Here is a 6,720-nt window from a genome sequence, read left to right as displayed (position 1 = left end):
TTTATGTTAGACTTTCTTTATACATGTAATAAGAGTTTGACTCAAATTGTATAGTTGTACAATTCATAAAAAGAGCACTTCCTTTAAAGGAAGTGCTCTTTTTATCTTATATAACCATAATAATATAAAATAATTTTATTTTCCTTTGTTTTTGGGAGAGAGAGCTGGCTGGGGGTTTGGGGGCTAGCCCCCAAGAATTCAACGTAATAAGATATCAGAAAGATAGATTATTTAGGACGATAAAACTGGGTGTTTCGGCAGGTATAATGGAAAATCCAAGTCGTACAGCAAAAATCTTTGTTTTTGGTCTGATCGGCTTGGCGAAAGACAAACCCCTGCCGAAAAAAGTTCCGCAAGGAGGAAAGAAAAAAAGAAAAGCGTTAGCTTTTAGGTGAGGATAAACGAACCGCCTTTTTTCTTTCCAAGGTGGAGATTTTCAGAAGCAACGCGAAGGAAAATACTACCTGTTCCTTGCGGAACTTTTAACCCTATATATATAGAGTGAGAAGGAAACGACTTTTAAAAGTGCTATAAACGTTGTTATATCAATGGTTTTCAAGATTTTCATAGTTCTTGATTTTAAGAACCATAGTTCTTGATTTTAAGAACTATGAAAATCTTGAAATTTAAAAAACCTAAGCTAAAAGCTTAGGTTAAAATAATTTTACAGGTAATTTTTTTAATTCTTTAGGAACCCTAGAAAATATAGCTTTTAATGTAGGATTAATATCCTCTTTATTACCTGCAAAAATAATATTCGGATTTACAAAATATGCGTTAGCTTTAGCATTTTTACCTTCGATTCCAGTTTCAGAAACTGCTAGAATTCCTTTGGTTACTAATGATTTAATTATTGGATTAATATTATTTTTAGTTCTTTTCAATAAACATGCAATATCTGTTTGAGTTAATGGAACAGGATTCTTTTTATGTATATCATCTACAATGCAATTTGATAAAAAACCTATTTTTCTACTGATTTTCCAAAGAAAAACAATTTCTTTGTTATCTAAATAATTTAGTTCTTCTACATACCCAATATTATCTTGTATAAATTGAGCAAATTTTACTCTTGATTGCGGAGATCTCTTCGTACCTATGTAAACTTCTTTACCACCAGTAGCTTTGCTCAAAACTTTTAATGCTTCATCTACTGTTTCTTGATTCACTCCATGATGTTCTTTTTCAAAATGTTTCTGATTAATCTCTAAATCACGTTTTCTAGCATTTTTCTCCGCATCTTCAAAGTTAATAATATTTTTATTCACTTTTCCACTCCTTATTTGTAGAAGGAGTTTATACAATATGGTAGAATAAATTACTCAAGATTCTAAAACAAAGATAAACTCCGCTCTATTTATTAATAAAAAACTCCCTTAAGTTTCTGAGGCTTCGAGGGAGTTTTTTATTTTCCAAAAGATTCTATCTATCATTATAACATGGAAATATTGCCTAAAATAATAGAAAAACCTACCATAAATCGGTTTTAAATACCATTTTTATACTTATTACAGATCATTCTTCAAAAACGATGATGATTCGTTTTCTCTTTTACAAAAGTAAAAGCAAAAATAAAGGCACCTAGCCCAATCACACCTATTATAATCGCCATCACAAGCCAACCCCATTCGAATGTTTGCGCTACCATTTCATATAATGTTGATACCCCTAACACATTCCAAATTCCCCACTTTAAACCTGTTACCATAACTACTGCAATCAGAGCATACAACAATACTTGTACAACAGATACACACACTTCCTCAATTTTCTTCGTCTTGATCCGCATCTTTTGTACTTCGCTTGTTTTTTCTTTAATGGTATACACTTTCTCAGAGAAATCTTTGACAATCTCATCTGTTTTTGTATCAAATCTTTTTCCCACCATCTCATTCATTTGTCCAAAATAGTGGTTTAATGTTTTAGTAAGACTATCTCTCAAGGCTTGATCTGTTTCTTGTAATTGTTCGATTTTGTTGTTCAAGTTCTCGTTGTTTTTCCTGTTCATTTTGCTGACGGAGAGTATTTGCTCGCTCATAAACTTGTTGTTCTTCTCGATACTTTCGGCTAATTGGTCGATACGTTGTGCGATCAGTTCGTTCTGATACTCTATCTCTGACATTCTCACTCGATAATTGATTTGCTCGCTTGTGCTCATTTCCATCGATAGATTGTCTTCTTGTTTGACTTTCGCTAATTCGTCGCTCAAAGCCATATTCTATTCCTCCTATTTCATAGTCATAACCTAACTTACTTCCTCTTACCCATTTTAAAGCCTCTGGATGCTTGTAGGAGATTGTTTCTCCTCTTAATCTAGTTTTGATACCTAGATTATCTAAAAACTCTGAGAGACCCTTTAAATCGTTCGTACGAGTTTTCGCTACATCAACTGCTTGTCGTATTTCGTCTTTCCATGATGTTTTTCCTTTTTTTAGTATTGATTTCTCTGCTGCCGTGTATCTTACCGATGCTTTTTTTTCTACTACGACTGACAATCCTCGTTCCTGACAAATCCTATCATTCTCACTTTTTATCAAGTCTCGTTGTTTGTTACTACTATGATACTTTTTACCAGTTTCGATATTAACGGAGTTTATCACGATATGATTATGGATATGTTCTGTATCCGCATGCGTATAAATCACAACTTGATAATCTTTAGCAACAGATTGAGCCAATTCTAAACCAATTTCATTGGCTTGTTCTGGCGTTACTTCTCCAGGTTTAAATGACTGAATAATCGTATGCGCTTGGATTCCATTATCTTTCCCATACAGCATTCTTAATTCCTTAAAATTTGATTTTGCATACTCAACATCACAATTATGACCACTTTTTTCTACTGCCCGTTTTTCAGCATAATTTATTGTTTTACTTGCTGATTTTGTATTCCCTAATTTAGTTGTTGCCATAACTCGCTCACTTCTTTTCGCAATTGCTCAATATTATAATTTAAACGTTGCCAATCTATATTCTCATCCTGATGCGTATGACAATATTTTGCAATTTGATTCATGTTGTTCCCCATCTGACTCAAATTCCTTGCAATAATTTGTCTCGTCTCCATATCAAATTTTGGAGAAATTAAACGACTCCCTTGTGCCTTTTTCTTTACGAAATTCGGCACACTCATTCCCAAAGTTTCCGCTGACTGCTGCAACTTTGTAAATTCGTCATCACTCACCCGAAAACTGATTTGTCTGCGCTCTTTTCGGTTCGGAATCTTCCGAAAATTGCTAGCCAACTTTTTATCTTGTTCACTCATCAAACCCCATCCCTTCATTCCGTTTGCAACGGAAGCGTCATTCCAAATTGGTCGTACTATCTCCAATTTTATCATTGACGCAAGGGATTTGGCAAGCGTCGCATTTGCTAGCCACTTCGTGGCGCAAATACAGCTTGTTGGGGGTCTCCCCCAATCCCCCTTTGTTTTTTGCTACCGCAAAAAATGGCTTGCATACGCTAGCCATAAAAGATACAAACCTTGGACGTTGTCCAAACCTACTGGGGAACTCTTCCCCAGACCCCATATAAAAAAACACCCCCAACCCCCTCACTTTTTGAGGGGGCTCCCTCGCCGGTAGGCAGGTTCAAACGGGTACCGTTTGAAACCATCAAGAGGGTCTGGGTGTTGCGCAATTTGTCAACTCCTTAATGCTCACTTCGTTCCGCTTACCGTTGACAAATACCATATTTTTCATGATATACTGTTTTTGTATCTGTAAAATGGTTATAGCTGTTGTACTTGCTTACTTAAAAAAGAGAAACCTTCTTCTTTTTTATTCATAGCGTAATGCTTCAATCGGATCTAATTTAGCTGCTTTATTTGCTGGAATTAATCCAAAAATAATACCAAGTGTCATTGAAAATAATACCCCTCCAACAACTACTTCCAATGAAACGAGCGGTGGCCATTTTGCAAATGTCGAAACAATATATGCTCCACCATAGCCTAAACCTATCCCAATTAATCCACCGATTAATGTTAACATTACAGCTTCTATTAAGAATTGTAATAAAATTTTCCCTCGTGTAGCTCCTAATGCTTTTCTTACACCAATTTCACGTGTGCGCTCTGTTACAGATACTAACATAATATTCATAACTCCAATGCCACCAACAATCAATGAAATTCCTGCAATACCGCTAATAATCATTGTCATGACATTTGTCATTTTTGAAATCCCTTCCTGGATTTCTTTTAAATTCATCACTTCATATTTTCCAGTAAACTCAGTTGATTTTCGGCTATTTAATATATCTGCCGCTTTTTTTCCGGCATGATCTAATTGATCTACATCTTTTGCTTGCACCGCAATACTTTGTATTTCTTCTTTCCCATACAAAGTTGGCCATAAAGTAAGTGGTAATAATGCTTCAGAATCTCCCATTCCCATAAATCCACTTTCTCCTTCATATACGCCTATAACTTGCAATGGTTGTCCTTTGATTTCAATAATCTTCCCCACTGGATTTTCATTTGTAAATACTTTCTTTTCTACACCAGAACTAATCATGATTACATTATTTCCGTACTCTATATCAGATGCTTGTAACGAACGTCCTTTGTTGATTTTCACTTTGTTTACTGCAAAATATTCTTCATCCAATCCCTTTATCGTAACCATTTCTTTTTTATCTTGTACATCTACTGTTTCCATACTTGTATTTGTCTTAACCACATTTTTAATTTCCGGAAGTTTCTTCAGTTCAAAAATATCTTCTTCAGTTAATCTGGGTTGCTCCATTTTATCCATACCAAATACATCATTTATATCTGCATGATATTGAATGGAAATCACATTATTTCCTGTCCCAACAAATTGTGATTTTAAGGCAGCTTCTCCACCTTTTCCAATTGCTACCACAGTAATAATCGAACCTACACCGATAATAATACCAAGCATCGTAAGAACTGAGCGTAGTTTGTGAGCTAGAATAGAAGATAAAGCAATTTTTATACTATCTAGTAAACTCACGATACACACCCTCTATCTTCTGTAATTTTGCCATCTCGTAATACAATACGGCGAGATGAATACGCTGCTACTTCCTCTTCATGCGTAACCATAACAATCGTTGTACCTTCTACATTTAGCTTTGTGAAAATATCCATAACTTGCTCACCAGATTTCGTATCAAGCGCTCCCGTTGGTTCATCAGCCATAATAAAAGTTGGATTATTTGCAATCGCTCTAGCAATGGCTACACGCTGTTTCTGTCCACCTGATAGTTCATTTGGCAAATGATGCACACGGTCAGCTAATCCGACCTTACATAGTGCCTCTAAAGCACGTTTGCGACGCTCCGCTTTCTTCACACCACCATATACAAGCGGAAGCTCAACATTTTCCACTGCGGAAAGACGAGGTAGTAAATTAAAATGCTGGAATACAAAGCCAATATATTCATTACGAATTAAAGCAAGCTTTGACTCGTCTGCTGTTAAGATATTCACGTCATTTAGCATATATTCGCCTTCTGTTGGACGATCTAAACAACCGATAATATTCATAAGCGTTGACTTACCAGAACCAGACGGTCCCATAATTGAAACGAACTCACCGCTCTGAATCGTTAAATTAATACCATGCAAAATCGGCACCGCCAATTTTCCTTGATCATACGTTTTAGCAATATGATTTAACGTAATCATTTCTCTTTCACTTCCATTCCGTCATACACGTTGTCGGAAGGATTTTTAACCACCTTTTGCCCCACTGTTACGCCTTCTACAACCTCTGTCCAGTCTCCATCAGTAGAACCTTTTTTCACATTTTGTTTACGAAGCTTCCCTTTATCCTCAACATAAACAAATGCATCATCGCCTTTTTCTACAATGCTTTTACTTGGGACAGCAATCATCGTCTTATTCTCTAAGTTTACTTGCAGAGAAACGTGATAACCTGAAGATAAACCATCTTGACTATCAAGGCTAGCTTTATATGTATATTGAGACATATTTTGAGTCGCTTCGCCTACACCTCCAGCTTGAGCTATCTCTGTACTCGTTGGGAACTCACTTACCTCTGTAATCTTCCCTGTCCACTTCTGCTTACTATTTGCTTTCGCCGTTACAGTGAATGTTTGATCCTTTTGAATTTGTGACTTCTGAAGCTCAGTTAACGTACCTTGAACTTGGAATGGCTCTTTAGAAGCTACTTGTAAAAACACTTTTCCTTGACCACCTAACGCTTGAGATGAACTTTGTGCCGCATCTTTATCTAACTTTTGAACAATTCCAGAAAATTTACTATAAATGATAAGTCCCTTCTGTTTTTTCTTTAATTCTTCCTTTTGTAATTTACCTTTTTCTTTCTCAAGATCAATAGTCTTTTGTTGCATTTCTAATTCACTTACTTGTTCATCCATTGGATCTGTTACTTCTTTCCCAGCTCCGCTATCTTTTGCCTTCTTAATTTCTTTCTTCAACGAATCAATCTTCTTTTTCCCTTGATCATAACGTATATCTGCCATGTTCTGATCAAGCTCAACTTGTTTCATTTGTAAATTAATTTCTTCATTATCATAAGAAAAAAGTTCTGTTCCTTTATCTATTTCTTGTCCTTCTTTAACCAAAATTTTTTTTACTTTCCCTTTTGTAGAATCTGTATAAAAGCTCTCTATATTTTCAGGTTTTACTTGCCCAGAAATTAATTTTGTACTATTAAAATTTCTTTCTTTTACTTTTTCAAATTTTATATCTGTTTTTGAATCGCT

Annotated in this window: 8 protein-coding genes; 1 reads left to right on the top strand and 7 read right to left on the bottom strand. The window is 35.3% G+C overall.

Annotated features, from left to right (window positions below; all coding sequences use genetic code 11):
• The first annotated feature begins 266 nt into the window (after nt 1–266).
• Nucleotides 267–395 carry a hypothetical protein gene (locus ACQGS6_RS20565; RefSeq protein ID WP_257209471.1) on the top strand — a complete coding sequence of 43 codons (129 nt, stop codon included), beginning with the start codon at nt 267–269 and terminating at the stop codon, nt 393–395.
• A gap of 258 nt (nt 396–653) precedes the next feature.
• Here the strand turns inward: ACQGS6_RS20565 and ACQGS6_RS20560 are convergent, their stop codons facing one another.
• The 7 genes from ACQGS6_RS20560 to ACQGS6_RS20530 form a co-directional block, all read right to left on the bottom strand.
• Nucleotides 654–1,268 (bottom strand): MarR family transcriptional regulator, encoded by a 615-nt coding sequence (locus ACQGS6_RS20560; RefSeq protein WP_426965510.1) that lies wholly within the window; start codon nt 1,266–1,268, stop codon nt 654–656.
• Nucleotides 1,269–1,522: 254 nt separating this feature from the next.
• Nucleotides 1,523–1,984, bottom strand: coding sequence for a hypothetical protein (locus ACQGS6_RS20555; protein ID WP_098806054.1), 462 nt, complete (start codon nt 1,982–1,984; stop codon nt 1,523–1,525).
• The gene (locus ACQGS6_RS20550) at nt 1,932–2,912 is read right to left on the bottom strand and encodes a relaxase/mobilization nuclease domain-containing protein (RefSeq protein WP_426965509.1); all 981 of its coding nucleotides are present in this window, start codon (nt 2,910–2,912) and stop codon (nt 1,932–1,934) included. Before ACQGS6_RS20550 ends, ACQGS6_RS20555 begins: the two co-directional genes overlap by 53 nt.
• Nucleotides 2,894–3,265, bottom strand: coding sequence for a plasmid mobilization protein (locus ACQGS6_RS20545; protein ID WP_098806052.1), 372 nt, complete (start codon nt 3,263–3,265; stop codon nt 2,894–2,896). The genes ACQGS6_RS20550 and ACQGS6_RS20545 overlap by 19 nt, the downstream gene beginning before the upstream one ends.
• Before the next feature lie 514 nt (nt 3,266–3,779).
• Nucleotides 3,780–4,979, bottom strand: coding sequence for an ABC transporter permease (locus ACQGS6_RS20540; RefSeq protein WP_426965507.1), 1,200 nt, complete (start codon nt 4,977–4,979; stop codon nt 3,780–3,782).
• The gene (locus ACQGS6_RS20535) at nt 4,976–5,656 is read right to left on the bottom strand and encodes an ABC transporter ATP-binding protein (protein ID WP_426965506.1); all 681 of its coding nucleotides are present in this window, start codon (nt 5,654–5,656) and stop codon (nt 4,976–4,978) included. The genes ACQGS6_RS20540 and ACQGS6_RS20535 overlap by 4 nt, the downstream gene beginning before the upstream one ends.
• A partial coding sequence (locus ACQGS6_RS20530) for an efflux RND transporter periplasmic adaptor subunit (RefSeq protein ID WP_426965504.1) occupies nt 5,653–6,720 on the bottom strand: 1,068 nt, incomplete at its 5' end. The genes ACQGS6_RS20535 and ACQGS6_RS20530, both read right to left, overlap by 4 nt.

The sequence above is a fragment of the Bacillus sp. GMs2/2 genome (genome assembly GCF_050172095.1).
In the GTDB taxonomy this organism is placed as follows: Bacteria; Bacillota; Bacilli; order Bacillales; family Bacillaceae_G; genus Bacillus_A; species Bacillus_A cereus.
This window is presented reverse-complemented; position numbering and strand designations above follow the sequence as displayed.